Genomic DNA, 21,507 nt, shown 5'->3' with positions numbered 1-21,507 from the left:
GAACTCCAGCATTCTGCACTGGCGTCGGCGTTTCAAGCCCGCTGAGTGAACTCATCGGCGCCGCTCAGTGCTGCACCAGCCGTTCGTACCAGCTGAGAGCCGACTGGTCGGTGAGGCTTGCGACCTGGTCGACGATCACGCGCTTGCGCTGCGTGTCGTCCGCCGCGTCCCTCCAGTCCTCCGCGAAGCCGGGGTCGAGCTCTGCCGGGCCGCGCGAGTAGAGCAGGTCGGCCAGGGTCGTGAGGATCTGGCGCTGCTGCGCGTAGATCGGCTGCCGGGTGTTCTTCGACATCACGAACGTCGCCACGATGCCCTTGAGCACCGCGATCTCCGCCTGGATCGGCGCGGGGACCACCACGTCCGCGCCGAACCGGATGAGGTTCGTGCTGCCCGAGGTCTCCTTCGTCGCGTGCACGGCGGCGTGCGCGAACCGGCCGATGAGCTGGCTGGTCAGGTTCTTCAGCCTGGCCTGCGAGCGGCGGCTGCCGTCCCAGCCGTCGAGCCAGATGTCGAGGTTGTCGAGCCTGTCGAACGCCGCGATCAGCTCGTCATGGCTGAACTCGCCGCCGATCCAGTCGTACATCGAGCGCACCAGGTCGTCGTGGTCGACCCTGCTGCCGAGTGCGGCGACGTCGATGTAACCGTTGACCACCGCGTCCTCGAAGTCGTGCACCGAGTACGCGATGTCGTCGCTCAGGTCCATCACCTGGGCCTCGATGCAGCGCACGCGATCCGGAGCGCCGGCGCGCATCCACTCGAACACGGCGGTGTCGTCGCGGTAGAAGCCGAACTTGGCGCGACCGCTCGGGTCGGCGACCGACGAGGTGTCCGGCCACGGGTACTTGCAGCTGGCGTCGAGGCTGGCCCTGGTGAGGTTGAGACCGTACGGGCGCCCGTCGCGGCCGAACACCTTCGGCTCCAGCCTGCTGAGCAGCCGCAGGGTCTGCGCGTTGCCCTCGAAGCCGCCGATGTCGTCTGCCCAGGAGTTGAGGGCCCTCTCGCCGTTGTGCCCGAACGGCGGGTGGCCGATGTCGTGCGCGAGACACGCGGTGTCGACGATGTCCGGGTCGAGCCCGAGGCTGTTGGCGAGCTCGCGGCCGACCTGGGCGACCTCGAGCGAGTGCGTCAGCCTGTTCCTGGCGAAGTCGAGCCCGGCCGTCGGGCTGAGCACCTGCGTCTTGGCCGCGAGTCGGCGCAGAGCGCTCGAGTGCAGCAGCCGTGCCCTGTCGCGGGCGAAGTCGCTTCGCCTGCTGGAGTGCTGTTCCGGCAGCCAGCGCTCGCGATCGTGCTCGCTGTATCCGGAGCCCGTGACCCCGGAATTCGCGGCAGCGTCGCCGTGCGCGTGACCGGAGTCGTGCCCGAGGCCGTGAACGACCGAACTATCCACCACTGTTGTGCACCTCCGCGTCGGCGACCTCTGCCCGCTGGAAACCGTCGAGGTCGCGGCTGGCGAGCCAGCCGTCCGGCAACGCGGGCTTCTTCGGGCTTCCCGCTCGGCCGCGCTGACCCTCCGCTGCCTCTCCCGGGTACTCCTGGTCCCAGTCGAGCGTGGCGAGGAGGTCGTCCAGGTGAGCGAGCGTGTCCACCGTTGCGAGGCTCGCCCGAAGGTCGCCGCCCACCGGATAGCCCTTGAAGTACCAGGCGACGTGCTTGCGGATGTCGCGGCAGCCGCGCTCTTCGCTGTCGAAGAACTCGACCAGCAGCTCGGCGTGCCTGCGGAACGTGGCTGCGACCTGCCCGAGAGACGGGTGCGCCTGCGCCCGCTCGGCCTCAGCGGCGTCGATCTCCCCTGCTCGCGCACGGAACGCCGCGGCCAGGTCGCCGAACAGCCACGGGCGGCCGAGGCAGCCGCGGCCGACGACGACGCCGTCACAGCCCGTCTCCTCGACCATCCGGATGGCGTCCGCTGCCGACCAGATGTCTCCGTTGCCGAGTACCGGCGTGCCGGTGATGGTCTCTTTGAGCTTCGCGATGGCCGACCAGTCCGCGTGCCCGGAGTAGAACTCGGCCGCGGTCCTGGCGTGCAGGGCGATGGATGCGACGCCGGCGCCCTCCGCCGCCTTGGCCGCTTCGAGATAGGTGAGGTGGTCGCTGTCGATGCCCTTGCGCATCTTGACCGTGAGCGGGATGCTGCCCGCCGCATCCACTGCTCCCTCCACGATCTCGCGGAACAGCCCGAGCTTCCACGGCAGCGCGGCTCCCCCGCCCTTGCGGGTGACCTTGGGCACCGGGCAGCCGAAGTTGAGGTCGATGTGGTCGGCGCGATCCTCCGCGACGAGCATGGTGACCGCCTCGCGGACGGTCTTCGGGTCGACCCCGTAGAGCTGGATGGAGCGCGGCGTCTCCGACTCGTGGTGGGTGATGAGCCGCAGGGATTCCGGGGTGCGCTCGACGAGGGCGCGCGAGGTGATCATCTCGCTCACGTAGAGACCGGCGCCGAACTCGCGGCAGAGCCTGCGGAACGCGGTGTTCGTGATCCCGGCCATCGGCGCCAGCACGACGGGCACGTCGAGAGCCAGCGGACCGATGGTCAGCTGTGGCGCGTGGCTTATCGTTGCTGTAGTAGTCATTTCCTCAATTCTCCCAGATAGAGCGGAGCAGCATGACCGAGCGACCAGAAGCTGTGGAGAATCAGGGCGAAGAGACGGCTGTGGACAGCGCCACCGAGCATGCCACGGACCCCGGCCACGCGAACGCCGACAGCGGCAGGGCGCGCGTCGAGGCGGACGCCGCGGCCCGCGGCGTGAGCATCCGCGTGATCGAGCGCCCCGCCGCCCGCAGCCTGGACGAGGCGGCACAGCTGCTCGGCATCGCGCCGTCCGACATCGTCAAGACGCTCGTGGTCAAGCGCAGCGACGACACGTTCGTCTTCGCGCTCGTGCCGGGCGGACGCAAGATCTCCTGGCCGAAACTCCGCGCCGTGCTCCACGTCAACAAGCTGCAGCTCCCCGATGCATCGATCGCGTTCGAGGCCACAGGGTACGAACGCGGCACCATCACCCCGTTCGGCAGCCGGACGGCCTGGCCGGTCGTAGCCGACGCGTCCATCCCCGGCCGCACGGTGTCGATGGGCGCCGGTGAGCACGGCTACTCGCTGTTCGTTGACGCAGACGAGCTGGTCGCCGCCTACGCGGCGACCATCGCCGACATCACCGACCCGGAGTAGCGGGAGCCTCGGCTCCTGGGATCAGGCACGCGTCGCCTTCGCAGGCGGCAGCGTTCACATCGCCGAGCGCGATCAGCGGGAAGGACGGCGCAGCGGGAGCCGCGGGAGTCGCCGCATCCGCCCCGCTCACGCTGTCACCTCTGCACGCTCGGTCCAGACCTGCTCGAGCACCTGCGCGAACGTGGCGGCGTCCTGCGCGCCCGACACGCCGTAGCGACCGTCGATCACGAAGAACGGGACGCCCTGGATGCCGTACTCCTGCGCCAGCGACTGGTCTGCGCGCACGTCGGAGAGGAACTCGTTCGACTCCAGCGCGGCGACCGCCGCCGCCCTGTCGAGCCCGACCTCGGCGGCCAGATCGGCAAGATCCTCGATGCGGCCGACGTGCTTGCCCTCGACGAAGTACGCCTTGAACAGGCGCTCGGCGAGCTCCAGCTGCTTGCCGTTCGCCTTCGCGAAGTGCAGGAGCTCGTGCGCCTTGACGGTGTTGGTGTGCTTCAGGGCGTCGAAGTCGTAGTCGAGGCCGACCGAGGACGCGATGCCGGTGACGCGCTCCAGCATGCCATGCACCTGCTCGGGCTGCATGCCCTTGTGCCCGGCCAGGAAGTCGATCTCGCTGCCGTCGAAGTCGACGGGGGTGTCCGGCGAGAGCTCGAACGAGTGGTACTCGACCTCGACGGCGCGGTCGTCGCCGCTCCCGGCGAACAGCCCGCTTCCCGCTTCGAACTTGCGCTTTCCGATGTAGCACCACGGGCAGGCGATGTCGGACCAGATGTCGATTTTGATGGGTTCACTCACACCAGGGGCAACGGATGCGGTCACGCCTTCATTCCCGGCGCATCCACCGCCCCGCCGAAGCGGCGGTTGCGATTGGCGTAGATGTCGATCGCGTTCCATAGGTCGGCGCGGCTGAAGTCCGGCCACAGGGTGTCGAGGAAGACCATCTCTGCGTATGCGCTCTGCCAGAGCATGAAGTTACTCGTGCGCTGTTCGCCTGAACTGCGGACGAACAGGTCGACGTCCGGCAGGTCGGGCGCGTACAGGTGACGCTGGATGCTCTTCTCGCTCACCGCCGACGGTTTCATCCGGCCCGCCGCCACGTCTTCCGCGATGCTGCGCACCGCATCCGCGATCTCGGTGCGGCCGCCGTAGTTGACGCACATCGTCAGGGTGAGCACGTCGTTTCCCGCCGTGAGTTTCTCGGCGAACTGCAGCTCCTTGATCACCGACGACCAGAGCCGCGGCTTCCTCCCCGCCCAGCGCACCCGGACGCCCCACTCGTTGAGCTGGTCGCGGCGGCGGTGCAGCACATCCCGGTTGAAGCCCATCAGGAAGCGCACTTCGTCGGGCGAGCGCTTCCAGTTCTCGGTGGAGAACGCGTAGACGCTGAGGTGCTTGACCCCGATCTGGATGGCGCCTGCGACCACGTCGAGCAGCGACGCCTCGCCCGCCTTGTGACCCTCGATCCTGGTCAGCCCTCTGCCGTTCGCCCAGCGGCCGTTGCCGTCCATCACGATGGCGACGTGGTCCGGCACGGCGGCGGCCGGGATGGCCGGCGGGTACACGCCCGTCCAGTCGAGCGGGCGGAACTCCACCGCGTCCTTGTGCGTGTATGGCTTGGGGCTCATCCGTTCGCTTTCCGTTCGTGCTGTACATGCTGGAGCGAGCGCAGCCCGCGTTCCAGGTGCCACTGCGTGTACGCGGCGACCACGCCGCTCGCCTTCGACCGCGTGTTGTCGTCCGTCTCGTCCGCCGCCGCCCAGTCGCCGGTGAGCAGGGCGCCGAGCAGCGCGATGGTCTGCGCATCCAGTCGTGGCGCGCCCTGCGGAGCGCAGTCGTCGCAGACCACGCCGCCGAGCTGCACCACGAGATGGTCGTGCGGACCCGCCGTTCCGCAGCGGGAGCAGTCGAGGAAGCTCGGCGCCCACCCGGCGAGCGACAGCGCCCGCAACAGATAGGAGTCGAGGGTGAGGGATGCGCCGTGCTCGCGCTTCGAGAGCGACCGCAGCGCGCCGACCAGCAGGAGGTACTGCTGCAGCGACGCCTCCGCCTCGGTGAGCCTGTCGGCGGTCTCGACCATCGCGTTCGCCGCCGTGTAGCTGGCGTAGTCGTCCGCGATCAGCGCTCCGTACGCGCCCAGCGACTCGGCCTGCGTCACCACATCCAGGCTGCGGCCCTCGTACAGCTGCACGTCGGCGACCATGAACGGCTCCAGTCGCGACCCGAACTTGGATGCGGTGCGCCGCACGCCCTTCGCGACCGCCCGCACCTTGCCGTGCTGCCGGGTGAGCATGGTGACGATGCGGTCGGCTTCCCCCAGTTTGTGGGTGCGGAGCACGACGGCTTCATCACGGTAGACAGGCACACTCCAGTATCCCGCCTCACGCCGACAGTCCCCTGATGCCGCGCTCTGCGCAGCCGCCGAACTCGGTACCGCGCCGCGCATGGTACAAGTGACCTATGAGCACCACGGCCTTCACGATTCCGCTCTGGGCCGACCTCGTGGCCGTCGGCGTCGGCAGCCTTCAGGGCGCGATGTTCGCCTCCGGCTTCCGCGACCGCAAACTCGACCTGCTCGGCGTCGCCATCATCGGCGTGGCGACCGGGGTCGGCGGCGGTCTGCTGCGCGACCTGCTGCTGGTCACGCGACCGGTGGCGCTGCTCTCCAACTGGTATCTGCTGACCACGGTCGTCGCCGCACTGCTCGGGATGCTCCTCATCCGGCTGTTCCGCCGGCTCGACCCGATCATCACCTTCCTCGATGCCCTCACGATCGGGCTTTTCGGCGCGATCGGCGCGACCAAGGCGCTCGCGCTCGGCCTTCCGGAGGTGCCTGCGGTGTTCGTCGGTGTGGTGTCCGCTGTCGGCGGATCCATCCTGCGCGACATGCTGCTGAACCTGCCCATCGCGCTGATGCACGTCGGCTCGCTCTACGCCGTGGCGGCTGGCGCCGGCACAGTGGTGCTCGTCGTGCTGGTCGATCTCGGCGTTCCGATCAGCGTGGCCGCTGCCGTGTGCGTGGCCGTCACGCTCATCATCCGGCTGCTGGCGGTGCGGTTCGGCTGGAGCCTGCCAGAGCAGCGCGAGCTCGGGCGCATCTCCCTCCCGCGCTGGCCGCGCATCCCCCTCCGTCGGAGGGCAGAGGCCCGCACGGTGGAGCGCACAGAGACCGGCTCCATTCCCCGCTACAAGCTCGACCGCCCCGACTGACGCGTCTCCGAAGCAATCGAGCCGGGACTTGTGCACGGCTGACGACGGCGTGTCGCGTGCACAAGTCCCGGCTCGATGGCTGGGGGACGCGGGTCAGGCGGAGACGAGGTCGGCGGGAGCGGCAGAGCCGGTGCCTGCGGTGGCCCGGATGGCGCGGTTGACGGCGGAGACGACGGCCTTGAAGGAGGCGGTGGTCGTGTCAGCGTCGATGCCGACGCCCCAGAGGCGCGTGCCGTCCACATCCACCTCGACGTATGCGGCGGCCAGTGCAGACTCGCTCGCGGACAGCGTGTGCTGCGAGTAGTCGTAGAGGTGCACGTTGATGCCGCGGTCGTTCAGGATGTCGAAGAACGCCGCGATCGGGCCGTTGCCCTCTCCGGACGCCTTGGAGACCGTGTCGCCGTCGCGCAGCGTCACGGTGAGCGCGACGTGGTCGCCTGTCTCGTTGGTGGTGCTGGTGCTGCCCAGCTCGAACCGGCCCCACTTGGCGTCGGCCTCGTCGACCGGCGCCGGCAGGTACTCGTCCTGGAAGATCGCCCAGATGTCGTCGCTGGAGACCTCGCCGCCCTCGGCGTCGGTCTTGGCCTGCACCACCCCGGAGAACTCGATCTGCAGCTTGCGCGGCAGGTCGAGCGCGTGATCGTTCTTCAGCAGGTAGGCCACGCCGCCCTTGCCGGACTGCGAGTTGACGCGGATGACCGCCTCGTAGCTGCGGCCCAGGTCTTTCGGGTCGACCGGCAGGTACGGGACCGCCCAGACCAGCTCGTCGACCGTTGTGCCCTGACGCTCCGCGTCGGCGGCCATCGCCTCGAAGCCCTTCTTGATCGCATCCTGGTGGGAGCCGCTGAACGCGGTGAACACCAGGTCGCCTCCCCACGGGCTGCGCTCGCCGACCGGCAGCTGGTTGCAGTGCTCGACCGTGCGCTTGACAGAGTCGATGTCGCTGAAGTCGATCTGCGGGTCGATCCCCTGCGTGAACAGGTTGATGCCGAGCGTCACCAGGTCGACGTTTCCGGTGCGTTCTCCGTTGCCGAACAGGCAGCCCTCGATGCGGTCGGCGCCCGCCATGTAGCCCAGCTCGGCGGCGGCGACGGCGGTGCCGCGGTCATTGTGCGGGTGCAGAGACAGGATGACGTTCTCGCGGTGGTTCAGGTGGCGCGACATCCACTCGATCGAGTCGGCGTAGACGTTCGGCGTCGCCATCTCGACCGTGGCAGGCAGGTTGATGATGACCTTGCGCTCCGGCGTCGGTTCGAAGATGTCGAGCACCTGGTTGCAGATGTCGACCGCGAACTCCAGCTCGGTGCCGGTGTAGCTCTCCGGGGAGTACTCGTAGTAGATCTCGGTGCCGGGGACCGTCGCCTCGAACTGCTTGCAGAGACGCGCACCCTCCAGCGCGATGTCGACGATGCCCTGCTGATCGGTGCGGAAGACCACATCCCGCTGCAGGATGCTCGTGGAGTTGTAGAGGTGCACGATGGCCTGCTTGGCGCCCACCAGCGACTCGTACGTGCGCTTGATCAGGTGCTCACGGGCCTGGGTCAGCACCTGGATGGTGACGTCGTCCGGGATCGCACCCTCCTCGATGAGGCTGCGCACGAAGTCGAAGTCGGTCTGACTCGCAGACGGGAAGCCGACCTCGATCTCCTTGTAGCCCATCCGGACCAGCAGATCGAACATGATGCGCTTGCGCTCGGGGCTCATCGGGTCGATCAGCGCCTGGTTGCCGTCGCGCAGGTCGACGGCGCACCAGCGCGGGGCGACCGTGATGCGGGCATCCGGCCAGGTGCGATCGGGCAGCTCCACCCGGATCTGCTCATGGAACGGGCGGTATTTGTGGATCGGCATGGCGCTCGGCGCCTGTGTGTTCTTCATGGTCTGTCTTCTCCTCGCGAGGTGTGGTGGAGAGCCAACGACGAACTCCGCGACGAGTGAGGCCCAGAACTAGGACTCGTCGCGGCAGCTAAGGAGGAGCAGACCGTACACAGAAACAAGGGTAGCACGGGGCGTGTGAGCGGTCAGCACCCCGTCCGGTCACCCGCGCCCGCTCGCCAGCGCCACCGCCTGCCGCACAGAGAGCTGGGGCAGGTATGCGCGCACCAGCGCGATCCCGATCGCGGGCAGAGCGACAGGGTCCGGGTACGCCATGATCAGCGGATGCAGCTCGGGCTGGAACTTGCGCTTGAACTTGAGCAGCGACCGGAAGCCGTACACCGGCTCGAGCGACACACTGAGGAAGTTCAGGATGCGGTCCATACCGCGCGCCTCCCCGTCGCCTCCTTGCCCTCCCGCACTCGCGGTGTGCGCCAGCGGCGCGGCGGACAGGCTCATGAACTCGACGCCCTCGTCGCGCATCCTGGTGGCAGCCTCGGCGATCAGGAACTCCATCACACCGTTGATGCTCCCCGGCCGCCTGCGCATGAAGTCGAGCGTCCAGCCGATGACGAGGCCGTTGCGGTAGTTGGGCAGCCAGCTCGTCACTCCCTCGATGCGTCCGGACTCGTCGATCGCGAGCATCAGCATCACAGCGGGGTCGCGTAGTTCGTCGAGGCCGCCGAGGGTGAAGCCCATCTCCGGGAGGTCCTTCTCCGCCACCCACTGCTCGGAGATGTCGGAGAGCTGCACGGCGGAGCTGAGCGGGAGCGCCTGGTACGTCGTCCACTCCGCCCTGATGCCTGCACGCTGCGCACGGTTGATCGAGCTGCGGACGTCCTGCCATTTCTTGCCGGTGGTCTCCCACTGCTGCGGGCGGATGACGGTCTCCTCCGCCACTACCATCGTCGACCAGCCCATCTGCTCGAAGAGCGGCTCGAGGCCGGCATCCACGCTGTAGAACACGGGGGTCCAGCCGTTGTCGTCGCAGAACCGGGCGAACCGGTCGATGGAGCGGTCGTGCGGTGGATGCGCACCGAACGGCCCGCCCGTGGTGATCGCGATCCTGCCGACCACCCGGTACGCGATGGCGCGTCCGTCCGTCGGGTCGAACCAGTAGTCGTTGCCCGGCCAGGTGGCCATGAACGAGATCGGGTCTCCCCCTCCGCGCTCCAGGAGCTCGCGCACGCGCGTCGCGTCGCTCGTCCCCTTGCGCCACGATGCCCGTCCGCGCATCACCGGGATCGCCCCGATGATCACGAAGAGCCAGAACACCGTGCCGATGTTGCGGTAGACGAAGATCGCGAGCGGCGTGGTCGGCAGGTACTGCACCGGCTCGCGGCGCAGGAAGCTGACAGGCACGAACCGTTCGAGCACATCGTCGAGGAGGTCGCTCAGATCGAGCGGCCTGGTGAAGCCGGTGTCCTTCTGCAGGTAGCCGACCAGCACATACAGCGCGGCGAGCACGACGCCGGAGATGACGACGGTGAGCACATAACGGCGCACCGACCGCGCAGGCGGACGCACGGGGAAGTGCTGCCGGAACGCGATCAGCAGGATGGCGATGGCCAGCGGGAGCAGTGCAGACAGCGCCAGGATGGCCGTCACCTCCCAGTAGCGCGCGCCGACGTGCGGGTGCGGGGCGGAGCCGAGCGGCAGGATGCCGAAGTAGAGCGCGGAGAGCGCGGCGAGCAGCGCGTTGACCGACACGGCGAGCCAGAGCGCGAACCGGTTGCCGCGCAGCAGCCCGTACGCCGCGACGAGCAGTACGAGCAGCGGGAGCACAGAGAGCAGGATCGGCCCGAGGCCGTTGATCCGCTCGATGGTCAGGTCGTGTACGCACTGTCTGGTCACTGCGAACGCCTGGCAGCGTTCGAGCACGGAGCCCTTGTCAGGAACGTCGGAGGTGAACAGCAGGGCGATGGGAGACAGCAGGCCGTAGCGCGCTGTGGTGAGCAGCCCGATCACGGGCCCGATCGCGGTGATCGTCACCGCGGACGCGAGCAGCACCCGGATCTCGTGATGGGAGCTGCGGACCCAACCGCCGAGGCGTGCACCAGGTCGCAGCAGCACGCCGAGGCCGAGACCGGCGAGCACGGCGAGGAGCCGATAGACGTCGGACGGCATCCCGGAGTACAGCACGTACATCACGGCGATCAGCACCGTCAGCACCCGGATGCGCCTACGCCACAGTGCGCCGGCGAACGCGCTGGCGGCCATGATCGTGCCGCCGAGGGCCGTGAAGACGTCGAGCACGACCAGGTTGTGCACGTTCCTCGCCCACATCTCGCCCGTGGTGGAGGCGAGGAGCTGGAGCGCGATGCCGCCGACCGTGCCCACGATCGCGGTGGCGAAGTACGAGACCGCCGTGCGCCAGGTGCCCATGAGCTGCTCGGCGGCACCGACCAGCAGCACGGTCAGGATGAGAGCGACGATCAGCTCGGCCAGGTTGTCGGTGAACAGCACCGAGGTGACCGGCGTCCACCAGTGGCCGTCGACCAGAGGGCCGGGGCCCGTGCCGAGCCAGATGTGCAGCGGTCGCCTCGGCCCGTGGATCGGACCGGTCGCGAGAGCGAGCACCAGGATCAGCGCTGTCATCGCCGCGGTGAACGGGTGCGTCGCGATCAGCGTCCCTGTGCGGCGCGCGACGCGCGCGAGCCAGGCCGTCACGGCGGTCACGAGGTCAGTCCCAGGTGAGCTGCGATCAGCGGGAAGCCGTTCCGCAGGGTGTACCGCACGGTGTTCCAATCGTGTGCCGTGCCGGGCGAGATGAGGAGCCGCGTGCGGATTCCGGCCTGTGTCGCATCGGCGTCAAGTGTTCGGGCGAACGAAGTGTACTTCGCGTCGTTCTGGCCGACGCCGAGGATCAGCATCGAGTTCTCATAGGGAGCGTGCGTGGTCATCAGGTGGGCGGGCTGCGCGTCCTCGAACGCGGTCACCGACCCGCCGAAGCCGGACTGGACAGTGGATGCGCGGTCCCCCAGCGTCGGGCCGAGCTCGCTCGACGATGCGAGAGCCGACCCGAAGATCGTCGGGTGGCCGGTGAGGAACTGGACGGCGCAGGTGGCGCCCTGCGAATAGCCGAACACGCTCCACGCCGCAGGGTCGCTGCTGACCCGGAAGTGGGCCTTGATCCAGGAGGGAACGTCCTTCAGCAGGTAGGTCGCCGAATTGCCGAACTTCGCAGAGTCGACGCACATCGGGTTTCGTCCTGGGCCGCCGAGCTGGTCGGCGGCGACCACGATCGGTGCGATGCCGTGGTGGGTCGCGGCGAACGCATCCATCGTCTGGCCGATCCTGCCGGCCGTGAAGACGTCCGCCGGGGCGCCAGGCTGACCGGAGAAGGCGTAGAGCACGGGAAGCACAGGGGGCTTCGGCGTGAGTGCGGCAGGCGGCAGGTAGACGACCGCCTTCCGCGCCGCGAACCCGGACTCGGTCGCCGGGATGCGCACGGTTCCGATCGCGCCCTTGGCAGGAACACTCGCCGGGGCCGTCCAGGTGGAGGCGTAGTCGGTGCCGATGTCGGCCACCTCGCCCCGCTCCGAGTGGAAGGAGAGCGCAGGGTATGGCACGACGCCCAGCGCGTCGTTGAGGTCGCGGTACTCGCCGAAGTCGACGTTGATGCCCGCGGCCGCCATCACCACGAAGACCGGGATGCTCAGCACGGCGACGAGCTTCCTCCACCAGCGGGAGCGGAACAGGTTGGCCACGGCCAGCCCGATCCCGGCGAACGCCAGCACCGCCCACATCCTGGTCACCGGGGTGAGCGCGACGCCGAAGACGTCAAGCACGTCGATCAGCAGCCAGGTGGCCAGCCAGCCGATCCCGGCCCCGACCGCGGCAGCGAGGAGTCCGGCCAGCGTGCGCCGGATGGTCGGCCGCACCACCAGGTACAGCGCGAGGACCGCGGCCACGACATCGACAGCCACCAGGAAGGGCGGCTTGTCGATGCGCAGGGTCATGAGCCAGTTCAGGGCGGTTCCTCTCACAATGCGTGCAAAAGCGGTTCGATTATGGGGCACTCAGGCTGCGGAAAGCTGAGGCCGGGCTGACACTCAGCGGACTCCGAGAGAGTCCCGCGGCCGACGGCTGCGTCAGTCGACTGCGAGGGCCGCCACGGGCGCGACCGCCGTCGCCCGCCTGGTCGGCGCGAGGGACGCCAGGAGAGCCAGGATCGCCGCCGCCAGCACGATGATCGCGATGAACGACCACGGGACCACCGGGGCGTGCAGCCCACCGCCGGGGATGCTCCCCAGCAGCGACTGCGCCCCCACCCAGCCGTACGCGGTTCCGAGCACCAGCCCGGTGATCACGGCCGCGATGGTGAGCTGGGCGCTCTCGGCCAGGATCATCCTGCGCACCTGCGACGCGCTGAACCCGAGCGCTCGCAGCAGGCCGAGTTCGCGCCTCCGCTGCAGCACGCTGAGCGAGAGCGAGTTGATCACCCCGACCGCTGCGATGATCGCCGAGAAGCCGACCAGGACGCTGAACACCAGCATGGTGACCGTGAGCACACTTTCAGCTCCCGCGTACAGCTCCGGCTCGTTCTGCGACGCCTCCCGGATCATCTGGAGGTACGACTGGGCGGCGACGACGAACATCGTGATGAGCGTGACGCCGATCACCAGACCGATCGTGGTGCGCGAACTGCGCTCTGGGTTGCGCACCGCGTTCGCTGCGGCGAGCCTGCCAGCCGCCCCGCGGCCGAACAGCATCCCCACCCAGCGGAGCACGGCGGGCATGAAGAACGGGGCGGCCAGCACGATGCCGGTGAACGACAGCACGCCGCCCGGCATCGCGATCAGCACGCCGTAGCCGCTGGCGATCGGGATGCCGGAGCGCGCGAACACTCCCAGCCCGAGGAGCAGCCCGAAGACGAGCAGGCCGAGTCCCACGACCAGCAGCGCCGCGGCGACGACGATGCGCGCTCGCTGGCGGACGGCCGCGGGCGGGCGCTCCTCCGCTGCGCCGAGCGCCTGGACGGGCGTGACGGTCAGGACGCGCCTGCTGCCCACCCAGGAGGCGAGCCAGGTGGTCACGACGACCACGGCCACCGGCGCTAGCAGCGCCGGGGTGATCACGGGGTAGAGCGCATCCGGCAGCACTCCGACGGCGACGAACAGCCGCACAGCGGCGAGCGAGAGCACCGCAGCCGTCACCCCGCCGATGGCGGCACCGATCAGCCCGACCGCGAGCCCCTCGCTCGCGACGGAGCGCCGTTGCGTGCGCGCACTCGATCCGATCAGCCGCAGCAGGGCGATCGTCCTGGTGCGACCGGCGATCACGGTTGCGAACGTGTTGGTGGTGACGATGGCTCCGACGTAGACGGCGATGACGAAGAAGACCCCGGCGACGATCCCGAGGGCGAAGCCGACCGAGGAGTGCACACCGACCTCGCTGGCGGAGATGTACGCGGACAGCACGCCGGTGGTGGACAGCAGCGCGACCCCGAACGCAGCACTGAGGGCGGCGACCAGGATGCTCGCGCGGTGGTCCCTGGCGTTCGCGCGGAACGCGGAGAACGGGCGGCTCACGCGTGCTGCTCCATGCCGAGCATGTACGACGAGATGTCCTCGGCGGCCGAGCGCGAACGCTCGGCGGCGACGCGGCCGTCGGCGAGGAACACGATGCGGTCTGCATAGCTCGCGGCGATCGGGTCATGGGTCACCATCGCGATGCTCTGCCCGTACGTGCGACTCGCCTCCGCGAGCAGAGCGAGCACCTCGCGCCCGGTGCGGGAGTCGAGGTTGCCCGTCGGCTCGTCGGCGAAGATCAAGTCGGGCCTGGTGGCGAGCGCCCGCACGATGGCGACGCGCTGCTGCTGCCCGCCCGACAGCTCGTGCGGGCGGTGCGTGAGCCGCGACCGCAGGCCGAGCGAGTCGATCAGGTGGTCGATCCACTCCCCCTGCGTCCTGGTCGGACGACGCCCGTCGAGCTCGAACGGCAGGTGGATGTTCGCGGCGACATCGAGTGTCGGCACCAGGTTGAACGACTGGAACACGAAGCCGACGCGACGGCGCCGCAGGACGGTGAGCTCCGCATCCCCCAGGCTGGTGATCTCGGTATCGCCGAGGAACACCTGGCCACCGGTGACCGTGTCGAGCCCGGCCATGACGTGCATGAGCGTCGACTTGCCAGAACCGCTCGGCCCCATGATCGCGGTGAAACGCCCTGCCGGGATGCCGAGCGACACGCCGTCCAGCGCGTTCACCGTGCCTGCGCCCGTGCCGTAGGACTTCGTCGCGTCCACCACGCGCGCCACCAACGGCTCTTCCGGCGGGATGGTCGAGCTGGCTGAGGTGACGGTCTCGCTGGTGATGTTGTCCATACTCCCCACGCTAGGGAGCCGCCCAGGGTGCCGAATCGGGCGGTGGGGCTATCCGCCATCAGCCCTCAGGATGATCTCTGGCCGCTACTCGGCGGAGGTGAGCCCGTGCTCGAACGCGTAGACCACCATCTGCACGCGGTCACGCAGCCCGAGCTTGCTCAGGATGCGACTGATGTGGGTCTTCACCGTCGCCTCGCTCAGGTACTCCGCGGCGGCGATCTCCGAATTGCTGAGGCCGCGGGCGGCGAGCACGAAGATCTCCTTCTCGCGCGCCGTGAGGCTGCCGAACTCTTCCGGCTCGGGCTTCACCGGCTCGCTGGACGAGAAGAACTGGAACAGTTCGCGCGTCGCCCCCGCCGCGATCACGGCGCTGCCTGCGTGCACGGTGCGGATCGCCGCGAGCAGGAACTCCGGCTCGGCATCCTTGAGCACGAACCCGCTGGCACCGCCGCGGATGGCGCGCGCGGCGGCCTCGTCCAGGTCGAAGGTGGTCAGCACCACGATGCGCGGTGCGTTGCGCGCCTCGCGGGCGGCGCTCTCGATGATCGCTGTGGTGGCGGCGATCCCGTCCATCACCGGCATCCTGATGTCCATCAGCACGACGTCCGGCGCCGTCTCGCGGGCGAGCTGCACGCCCTCTGCGCCGTTGGCCGCCTCTCCGACGAACTCCAGGTCCGGCTGGGAGCCGACGAGCATCCTGACGCCTGCGCGGAACAGCGGCTGGTCGTCCACCAGCAGCACCCGGATGCGACTGGTCCCCTCTGGCACGGTCGTCGTACCGCCGTCGCCGCTCAGGCCGTCGCCGCTCACGCCTTCTCCCCCGCCGGCAGGAAGGCGCTCACCAGGAAGTCGCTGCCTGCTGGCCCGGCCGCGAGACTCCCGCCTGCCAGGGACGCGCGCTCGCGCATCCCTGGCAGGCCGTGGCCGATGCGCGGCAGGGCGCCGCTGGACGGGGTGTCGATGGTGACGGTCTTCATGGTGTTCCTCACGGTGATGGCGACGCCTGGTCCACCGTCGCCGGTGCCGCCGTCGCCCGTGGCGACTTCGGCGATGACGACGGTGGCCGGCTGGCTGGTGTCTCCGTGCCTGAGCGCGTTGGTGAGCGCTTCCTGCACGATGCGGTACGCGGCGATCTGCTGGGCGGAGCCGAGGATCCCGTAGCCGCCGATGCGCTCGACGGTGACGTCGAGCCCGGCGGCGCGCACCTGCTCGACGGTGCGGTCGAGGTCGTCGAGCGACGGCTGCGGGCCCTCCGGCTGGGAGTGGCGCAGCTCGGCGAGCAGCACGCGCACGTCGCCGAGCGCTGACCTGGCGGTGGATGCGATGGTCTTCAGGGCCTCGTCCACCGAGTCGGGGTCCGCGTGCCTGGCGTAGCGGGCGCCGTCCGCCTGCGCGATCACCACGGCGAGCGAGTGGGCCACCACGTCGTGCATGTCGCGGGCGATGCGGGTGCGCTCCTGCTCCACCACCACGTCCTCCACGGCGCGGGCTCTGTCGAACTCGGCGACGACCTGCGCCCTGCGGGACACGCGCGCGTTGCGCCAGGTGCGCATGAGCAGGCCGAGCACCCAGGACAGACCGAGGACCGTGACGCTGACCACGACGAGGAAGACGAACTCCAGCGCCAGCCGGGAGATCGCCCCGGACAGCAGGTCGAGGTAGCTCTGGTTCAGCGCGGCGGTGAGCGAGAGGTACAGCGCGGCGACGACGGCTCCGAGCCCGGCGGAGATGAGCCCCGACCAGCGCACGATGCGGTCGCCGTACGCCGCGGTCGCGTACAGCACGATCAGGATGCCGACGTCGCTGAACTGGATGCTGTGCCCCGTGGTCATCTGCAGCACGGCGGTCAGCCAGGCGATGGCGAGCGCAACGGCGGGCGAGATCCTGCGCACCGCCACCGCGACCGTGAAGCCGATCACGACCACGATCGCGGAGCGCGCTCCCCCGTCGCCGCCGACCCCGAACAGGCCGGCGGAGTCGAGCGGCAGGCAGAACACGGCGAACAGCACGGCACCCGCGATGTCGAAGGTGAGCTGCCGCCCGGTGAGGCGGCGCACCAGCCCCGTCCTGTTCGGGTCGCTGGCGGAGACCGGGGTGCCGCCAGAGGACGCGAGCCAGACGAGCACGGAGTGGTCCGCTGCCCCAGCATCGCCGGCGGCGCCGGTCGCCCGCTGCCTGGCCACCAGGAAGCCGAGCAGCCAGCCGGCGACGAACGTCACGGCGAGCAGCAGGCTCATCAGCAGCAGCCCGACGCCCTGACTGGTGTAGTACCCGCCGATCACCGGCCCGATCAGCGGGAACTTCAGTTCGCCCCGCACCGTGAACAGGTACGCGAGCATCGGTGCGATCAGGATCGCCGAAGCGAAATCGAGCCAGCGCACCACGTTGCCGGCGTGGGCGGCGATGCTGAACACCGCGATCAGCACCGCGACGGTCGAGATCACCCGGAAGGGCATCGGCATGGAGACGGTCTCTGTCGCCTCCGTCAGCACGGCCAGCCAGAGCATCCCGAGCGACAGAGGGGGCAGCACACGGGAGATGGCGACGGCCGCACTGTAGAAGGTGAGCGCGAGCACAGACTGGAACTCGAACGGCAGGCCGGTGATCAGCCAGGCGAGAAAGAGGACGACGCCGAGCGCCGGTTCGAGGACCCAGCGATACGGGACGATCCTCTCCACCAGGCTGCTACGGTTCGGCATCCCTCTACGCTACGGTGCGCGCGGGCAGGAAGCCGCGCCCAGCCACGGATTTCATCCCAGGGATGTACGCAGGGTCCGGAACGCCGCCGCTCAGAACCCCAGCCGCCCGAGCTGCTTCGGGTCGCGCTGCCAATCCTTCGCCACCTTCACCCTGATCGACAGGAACACGTGCTTGCCGAGCAGCTCCTCGATCGGCTTGCGCGCCGTCGCCCCGACCTCCCTGATGCGGCTGCCGCCCTTGCCGATCACGATCGCCTTCTGGCTGTCGCGCTCCACGAACAGGTTCGCGTACACCTCGACCAGGTCTTTGTCGTCGCGCTCGATGATGTCGTCGATGGTGACGGCCAGCGAGTGCGGCAGCTCGTCCTCGACGCCCTCGAGCACGGCCTCGCGGATGTACTCGGAGATCCGGTCCTCCAGTCCCTCGTCCGTGACGGCGTCCGACGGGTACAGCGGAGCGGGCGAGAGCGGCAGCAGGCGCATCAGCTCGGTAGTGAGCGTGTCCAGCTGGATGCGGCTGGTCGCGGACAGCGGAACGATCGCCTCCCACTCGCGCAGCGCCGAGACCGCGAGCAACTGCTCGGCCACGGCCGCCTTGCTCGCCGCGTCGATCTTGGTCACGATCGCGACCTTCTTCGCCCGCGGGTACTCGTCCAGCTGCTCGTTGATGAACCTGTCGCCCGGGCCGATCTTCTCGTCGGCGGGCACGCAGAACCCGATCACATCCACGTCGCCGAGCGTCGACTGCACCAGCGAGTTCAGGCGCTCGCCGAGCAGCGTGCGCGGGCGGTGGATGCCGGGGGTGTCGACCAGGATCAGCTGGCCGTTCTTCTGGTGGACGATGCCGCGGATGGCGCGGCGGGTGGTCTGCGGCTTGGAGGAGGTGATCGCCACCTTCTCGCCGACGAGCGCATTGGTCAGGGTGGACTTGCCCACGTTGGGACGGCCGACGAACGACGCGAAGCCTGCATGGAAGTCGTTCACGAGTGGTTCTCCTCTTCCGGCGCCCCTGGCGCCGAGATCAGTGCGGCGTCGCGTTCGACGAGCACGGTGGTGACGTGTTTGCGGCGGCCCTCTGTGCGGTCCACCGTGAAGCGGAGGCCGTGGCTGGAGGCGGTGGAGCCGACATCGGGCAGGCGGCCGAGCGCCTTGGCGACCAATCCGCCGACACTGTCGACGTCGTCGTCCTCGATCTCCGCGTCGAACAGCTCGCCGAGGTCGTCGAGCGGCAGGCGCGTGCTGACCCGGTAGCGGCCGTCGCCGATCTGCTGCACGAGCTCGACTTCGTGGTCGTACTCGTCGGAGATGTCGCCGACCAGTTCCTCGATCAGGTCTTCCAGGGTCACTAGGCCCGCGATGCCGCCGTACTCGTCGACCACCATCGCCAAGTGGTTGGACTCGAGCTGCATCTGCCGCAGCAGAGCGTCGGCCTTCTGCGACTCGGGTACGAACAGCGGAGGGCGGGCGATGTCTCCCATGGTGATCTGGTCGGCGCCGAGCGGGCTCTCGAAGCTCAGCTTCGCCACATCCCGCAGGTAGAGCACGCCGACGACCTCGTCCGGATCGCCGTCGATCACCGGCATCCGGGACACCCCCTTGCTGAAGAACAGGCCCATCGCGGTGCCGAGGCCGGCGGTCTTGTCGACCGTCACCATGTCGGTGCGCGGGATCATCACTTCGCGCACGACCGTCTCGTTGAACTCGAAGATCGAGTGGATGAGCTCGCGGTCGTCCTCTTCGAGCACGTCGAACTCGGTCGCCTCGTCGACGATGCTGAGCAACTGCTCCTCGCTCGCGACCGGCGCTGACCTGGCACGGGACGGGGTCACCCGGTTCCCGAGCGCCACCAGCCCACCGGCGATGGGACCGAGCAGCACCCGGATGAAGCGCACGAGCGGAGCGGTCAGCCGCAGCAGCATCGTGGAGTTGGCACGTCCGACGCTGCGCGGGCTCGCGCCGACCAGCACGAACGACACCGCCGTCATGATGAGGGCGGACAGCAGCAGGGAGATCCACCACTCCTCGAAGATCTGCTCGAATGCGAGCGTGACGAGCACCGCGGCCGTCGTCTCCGCCGTGATGCGGCTGAAGTTGATCGCGTTAAAGTGCGCGCCGGGATCGGCGGCGATGGCGAGCAGCGACTTCTTCGCGCGCGACGTCTCCGCCAGCTCGGCGATGTCGTTCCTGGACTGCACGGACAGCGCGGAGTCCACAGCGGCCATCAGGCCGCCGAAAGCGACGAGCAGGAACGCGACGATGAAGAACAGCGTTGCGAGCATCCGGTGCCTATCGCTGTCGGTCGTAGCGGGAGAAACCCACCAGGATGTCGCGCTGGATGCCGAACATCTCGCGCTCCTCCGCCGGCTCGGCGTGGTCGAAGCCGAGCAGGTGCAGGATGCCGTGCGTGGTGAGCAGCAGCAGCTCCTCCATCAGGGAGTGTCCAGCCGTCTCCGCCTGGGCCTGGGCGACCTGCGGGCAGAGCACGACATCGCCGAGGAGCCCTGCCGGAGCCGGCTCCTCTTCCGTGCCCGGACGGAGCTCGTCCATCGGGAAGCTGAGGACGTCCGTCGGACCAGGCTCGTCCATCCACTGCACGTGCAGCTGCTCCATCGCCGCCTCGTCCACCAGGACGATGGCGAGCTCGGCGTCCGGATGCACGTGCATGATGTCGAACGCGTACCCGGCGAGGCGCTGCAGGGCCGCTTCGTCCACCGCGATGGCCGACTCGTTGTTGACTTCGATACTCATGGGCCGGGCCTAACGTCGTTTCGGGAAGCGGTCGCGCGGGACGGAGGAACGGCGCTCAGCGCGGTTGGCGAACTCCGCCGCCTGCTCGCGCTCGTAGTGCAGCGCCTGCTTCTGCGCGTCGTACTCGGTGTACGCGTCCACGATGCGGCCGACCAGCGTGTGCCGGACGACGTCGTCGCTGGTGAGCCGCGCGAAGTAGATGTCGTCGATGTCCTTGAGCACACGCGTGACCAGGCGCAGACCGCTCGCCGCGGTCGGCAGGTCGACCTGCGTGATGTCGCCGGTGACGACCATCCGCGAGCCGAAGCCGAGCCTGGTGAGGAACATCTTCATCTGCTCTGGCGTGGTGTTCTGCGCCTCGTCGAGCACGATGAACGAGTCGTTGAGAGTGCGCCCGCGCATGTACGCCAGCGGTGCGACCTCGATCGTGCCCGCTGCGAGCAGCTTGGGCACGATGTCCGGATCCATCATCTCGTTGAGGGCGTCGTAGAGCGGACGCAGGTACGGGTCGATCTTGTCGGTGAGCGTGCCTGGCAGGTAACCGAGCCGCTCCCCCGCCTCCACGGCCGGGCGCGTCAGGATGATCCGGTTGACCTCTTTGCGCTGCAGGGCCTGCACGGCCTTCGCCATCGCGAGGTAGGTCTTTCCCGTACCTGCCGGGCCGATGCCGAAGACGATCGTGTTGTGGTCGATGGCGTCGACGTACTGCTTCTGACCGAGCGTCTTCGGCCGGATCGCCTTGCCGCGGGCGGTGAGGATCGCCTGGCTCAGCACATCCGACGGACTCAGGCCGAGGCCGGTGTCGAGCATCTTGGCCGAACTCGTCACCTCGGCCGGGCTGATCTCCTGGCCGTTGCGCACCATCAGCAGCAGTTCCTCGATCAGGCGGCGCGCAGCATCCACCTGTGCCGGGTCACCGGTGAGTGAGATCTCGTTGCCGCGCACATGGACGCTGACCTGCGGGTACTGCCGCTCCAGAGTGGTGAGCAGGCGGTCTTGCGGGCCGAGCAGCCGCACCATCTGCACGCCGTCGACGTGCAGGCGCGCCTCGGACGCGGCCGCCGATTCCGTGGCAGCCGCTGCCGTGGCTTCCGGTTCTCCCGCTGCAGGCGTTGATTCGCTAGTCGGCAAGGCTTCCTTCCTCGAGCTCTCCGCTCAGAACGTGGGCATGAACATGGAACACGGTCTGTCCCGCATTCGCCCCTGTGTTGAAGATCAAACGGAAATCGCCGTCCGCGTGTTCCTCGGCGAGTCGTTTCGCCGTCGCGACCAGCTCGGCGAGCAGCGCCGGGTCGCCCGCGGCGAGCTCCACGACGTCGCGATACTGCTGCGTCTTCGGCACCACCAGCAGATGCACGGGCGCCTTGGGCGCGATGTCGCGGAACGCGATGATGCGCTCGCCGTCGTAGACGATGTCGGCCGGGATCTCCCGCGCGATGATGCGCGTGAAGATCGAGGGCTGCTCGGTTTCCATGGTTCCCATC

Annotated in this window: 19 protein-coding genes; 2 read left to right on the top strand and 17 right to left on the bottom strand. The window is 68.9% G+C overall.

The genetic code is table 11. The features are described 5' to 3' along the window. Positions 1-64: 64 nt before the first annotated feature. Both ACIRCZ_RS03725 and dusB read right to left on the bottom strand, forming a co-directional pair. Positions 65-1,390, bottom strand: a complete 1,326-nt coding sequence (locus ACIRCZ_RS03725; RefSeq protein ID WP_402849766.1) for a deoxyguanosinetriphosphate triphosphohydrolase — start codon at positions 1,388-1,390, stop codon at positions 65-67. Continuing rightward, a complete protein-coding gene (gene dusB, locus ACIRCZ_RS03720) occupies positions 1,380-2,570 on the bottom strand; it encodes a tRNA dihydrouridine synthase DusB (protein ID WP_055893657.1) in 1,191 nt (396 codons plus the stop codon). Before dusB ends, ACIRCZ_RS03725 begins: the two co-directional genes overlap by 11 nt. Positions 2,571-2,602: 32 nt before the next feature. Between dusB and ACIRCZ_RS03715 the strand changes: the two genes are divergently transcribed. Beyond that, positions 2,603-3,166, top strand: coding sequence for an aminoacyl-tRNA deacylase (locus ACIRCZ_RS03715; RefSeq protein WP_402849762.1), 564 nt, complete (start codon positions 2,603-2,605; stop codon positions 3,164-3,166). A 126-nt stretch (positions 3,167-3,292) separates the two neighbouring features. On the opposite strand, the gene ACIRCZ_RS03710 is transcribed toward ACIRCZ_RS03715, so the two are convergent. Genes ACIRCZ_RS03710 through recO form a run of 3 tightly spaced genes read right to left on the bottom strand, consistent with a single transcriptional unit; the run spans position 3,293 to position 5,531 of the window. Beyond that, on the bottom strand, positions 3,293-3,964 hold the full coding sequence (locus ACIRCZ_RS03710) for a DsbA family protein (RefSeq protein WP_055893654.1): 672 nt from the start codon (positions 3,962-3,964) through the stop codon (positions 3,293-3,295). Positions 3,965-3,984: 20 nt separating this feature from the next. Beyond that, positions 3,985-4,794 carry an isoprenyl transferase gene (locus ACIRCZ_RS03705; protein WP_402849759.1) on the bottom strand — a complete coding sequence of 270 codons (810 nt, stop codon included), beginning with the start codon at positions 4,792-4,794 and terminating at the stop codon, positions 3,985-3,987. Continuing rightward, positions 4,791-5,531: a DNA repair protein RecO gene (gene recO / locus ACIRCZ_RS03700; protein ID WP_402849756.1), complete on the bottom strand. Its 741-nt coding sequence runs from the start codon at positions 5,529-5,531 to the stop codon at positions 4,791-4,793. The genes ACIRCZ_RS03705 and recO overlap by 4 nt, the downstream gene beginning before the upstream one ends. 95 nt (positions 5,532-5,626) lie before the next feature. On the opposite strand from recO, the gene ACIRCZ_RS03695 reads away from it, so the two are divergent. After that, positions 5,627-6,376, top strand: a complete 750-nt coding sequence (locus ACIRCZ_RS03695; protein WP_055893646.1) for a trimeric intracellular cation channel family protein — start codon at positions 5,627-5,629, stop codon at positions 6,374-6,376. 93 nt (positions 6,377-6,469) lie between these two features. On the opposite strand, the gene leuA is transcribed toward ACIRCZ_RS03695, so the two are convergent. From leuA to ACIRCZ_RS03635, 12 genes are all read right to left on the bottom strand, one after another. After that, complete coding sequence (gene leuA, locus ACIRCZ_RS03690) at positions 6,470-8,251, bottom strand: 2-isopropylmalate synthase (protein ID WP_402849752.1); 1,782 nt, start codon at positions 8,249-8,251, stop codon at positions 6,470-6,472. Between the two features lie 159 nt (positions 8,252-8,410). Further along, positions 8,411-10,927, bottom strand: coding sequence for a phosphatidylglycerol lysyltransferase domain-containing protein (locus ACIRCZ_RS03685; protein WP_402849749.1), 2,517 nt, complete (start codon positions 10,925-10,927; stop codon positions 8,411-8,413). Then, a complete protein-coding gene (locus ACIRCZ_RS03680) occupies positions 10,924-12,210 on the bottom strand; it encodes an alpha/beta hydrolase (protein ID WP_402849746.1) in 1,287 nt (428 codons plus the stop codon). Before ACIRCZ_RS03680 ends, ACIRCZ_RS03685 begins: the two co-directional genes overlap by 4 nt. A 132-nt stretch (positions 12,211-12,342) precedes the next feature. Next, positions 12,343-13,782 carry an ABC transporter permease gene (locus ACIRCZ_RS03675; protein ID WP_055893641.1) on the bottom strand — a complete coding sequence of 480 codons (1,440 nt, stop codon included), beginning with the start codon at positions 13,780-13,782 and terminating at the stop codon, positions 12,343-12,345. Further along, positions 13,779-14,576, bottom strand: coding sequence for an ABC transporter ATP-binding protein (locus ACIRCZ_RS03670; protein WP_402849743.1), 798 nt, complete (start codon positions 14,574-14,576; stop codon positions 13,779-13,781). The genes ACIRCZ_RS03675 and ACIRCZ_RS03670 overlap by 4 nt, the downstream gene beginning before the upstream one ends. 84 nt (positions 14,577-14,660) lie before the next feature. Next, positions 14,661-15,344, bottom strand: coding sequence for a response regulator transcription factor (locus tag ACIRCZ_RS03665; protein ID WP_055894448.1), 684 nt, complete (start codon positions 15,342-15,344; stop codon positions 14,661-14,663). A gap of 38 nt (positions 15,345-15,382) precedes the next feature. Then, on the bottom strand, positions 15,383-17,275 hold the full coding sequence (locus tag ACIRCZ_RS03660) for a sensor histidine kinase (protein WP_402849740.1): 1,893 nt from the start codon (positions 17,273-17,275) through the stop codon (positions 15,383-15,385). 90 nt (positions 17,276-17,365) lie between these two features. Continuing rightward, a complete protein-coding gene (era, locus tag ACIRCZ_RS03655) occupies positions 17,366-18,259 on the bottom strand; it encodes a GTPase Era (RefSeq protein ID WP_055893635.1) in 894 nt (297 codons plus the stop codon). After that, positions 18,256-19,554 carry a hemolysin family protein gene (locus tag ACIRCZ_RS03650; protein ID WP_055893632.1) on the bottom strand — a complete coding sequence of 433 codons (1,299 nt, stop codon included), beginning with the start codon at positions 19,552-19,554 and terminating at the stop codon, positions 18,256-18,258. Before ACIRCZ_RS03650 ends, era begins: the two co-directional genes overlap by 4 nt. 7 nt (positions 19,555-19,561) lie before the next feature. Further along, complete coding sequence (gene ybeY / locus ACIRCZ_RS03645; RefSeq protein ID WP_055893629.1) at positions 19,562-20,023, bottom strand: rRNA maturation RNase YbeY; 462 nt, start codon at positions 20,021-20,023, stop codon at positions 19,562-19,564. A gap of 9 nt (positions 20,024-20,032) precedes the next feature. Then, positions 20,033-21,154, bottom strand: coding sequence for a PhoH family protein (locus tag ACIRCZ_RS03640; protein WP_402849735.1), 1,122 nt, complete (start codon positions 21,152-21,154; stop codon positions 20,033-20,035). Continuing rightward, a complete protein-coding gene (locus ACIRCZ_RS03635) occupies positions 21,144-21,497 on the bottom strand; it encodes a histidine triad nucleotide-binding protein (RefSeq protein WP_055893626.1) in 354 nt (117 codons plus the stop codon). The genes ACIRCZ_RS03640 and ACIRCZ_RS03635 overlap by 11 nt, the downstream gene beginning before the upstream one ends. Positions 21,498-21,507 lie beyond the last annotated feature (10 nt).

The organism is Leifsonia sp. NPDC102414 (assembly GCF_044765685.1).
In the GTDB taxonomy this organism is placed as follows: domain Bacteria; phylum Actinomycetota; class Actinomycetes; order Actinomycetales; family Microbacteriaceae; genus Leifsonia.
The sequence above is the reverse complement of the archived record's forward strand: the minus strand, read 5'-3'. Positions and strand labels throughout refer to the sequence as shown.

What these genes read in the sequence shown, in the direction of transcription:
- dusB (WP_055893657.1), bottom strand. Translation starts at nt 2,570, where the DNA reads ATGACTACTACAGCAACGATAAGCCACGCGCCACAGCTGACCATCGGT.
- ACIRCZ_RS03715 (WP_402849762.1), top strand. Translation starts at nt 2,603, where the DNA reads ATGACCGAGCGACCAGAAGCTGTGGAGAATCAGGGCGAAGAGACGGCT.
- ACIRCZ_RS03705 (WP_402849759.1), bottom strand. Translation starts at nt 4,794, where the DNA reads ATGAGCCCCAAGCCATACACGCACAAGGACGCGGTGGAGTTCCGCCCG.
- ACIRCZ_RS03695 (WP_055893646.1), top strand. Translation starts at nt 5,627, where the DNA reads ATGAGCACCACGGCCTTCACGATTCCGCTCTGGGCCGACCTCGTGGCC.
- leuA (WP_402849752.1), bottom strand. Translation starts at nt 8,251, where the DNA reads ATGAAGAACACACAGGCGCCGAGCGCCATGCCGATCCACAAATACCGC.
- ACIRCZ_RS03680 (WP_402849746.1), bottom strand. Translation starts at nt 12,210, where the DNA reads ATGACCCTGCGCATCGACAAGCCGCCCTTCCTGGTGGCTGTCGATGTC.
- ACIRCZ_RS03670 (WP_402849743.1), bottom strand. Translation starts at nt 14,576, where the DNA reads ATGGACAACATCACCAGCGAGACCGTCACCTCAGCCAGCTCGACCATC.
- ACIRCZ_RS03660 (WP_402849740.1), bottom strand. Translation starts at nt 17,275, where the DNA reads ATGCCGAACCGTAGCAGCCTGGTGGAGAGGATCGTCCCGTATCGCTGG.
- ACIRCZ_RS03650 (WP_055893632.1), bottom strand. Translation starts at nt 19,554, where the DNA reads ATGCTCGCAACGCTGTTCTTCATCGTCGCGTTCCTGCTCGTCGCTTTC.
- ybeY (WP_055893629.1), bottom strand. Translation starts at nt 20,023, where the DNA reads ATGAGTATCGAAGTCAACAACGAGTCGGCCATCGCGGTGGACGAAGCG.
- ACIRCZ_RS03635 (WP_055893626.1), bottom strand. Translation starts at nt 21,497, where the DNA reads ATGGAAACCGAGCAGCCCTCGATCTTCACGCGCATCATCGCGCGGGAG.